1 protein-coding gene is annotated in these 416 nt (G+C 68.8%); it reads right to left on the reverse strand.

Going from position 1 to position 416, the window contains the following annotated elements:
• On the reverse strand, positions 1-416 hold a 416-nt coding region (locus LPA54_RS40260), incomplete at both ends, for a molybdopterin-dependent oxidoreductase (RefSeq protein WP_228985382.1).

The following is a 416-nucleotide window of genomic DNA, read 5'->3' on the forward strand; positions in this document are numbered from 1 at the left end:
CAGCAGCACGGTGCGGAACTCCGCGTTCTCGGCCGTCGCGTGCTCGCCGCCCAGGTCGGCGGCGGTGAGGAACTTGCCCGCACGGTAGGTGCCCGGCGTGTCGTCCCTCTCGTCGAGGGCCACCAGGAACGGCAGGTCGGTGTACTTCTTGACGGAGTCGGTGAAGTACGGCGTGACCCGGTCGACGAAGAACTCCTTGAGGATCACGTGGCCCATGGCCATGGCGAGGGCCCCGTCGGTGCCGGGCTGCGCGGCGAGCCACTCGTCGGCGAACTTCACGTTGTCGGCGTAGTCGGGCGACACGGCGACGACCTTCTGGCCGCGGTAGCGGGCCTCCGCCATCCAGTGCGCGTCCGGCGTACGGGTCACGGGGATGTTGGAGCCCCACATGATCAGATAGCCGGCGTTCCACCAGT

Origin of the sequence: Streptomyces sp. DH12 (assembly GCF_020873895.1) — a bacterium.
Taxonomy (GTDB): domain Bacteria; phylum Actinomycetota; class Actinomycetes; order Streptomycetales; family Streptomycetaceae; genus Streptomyces.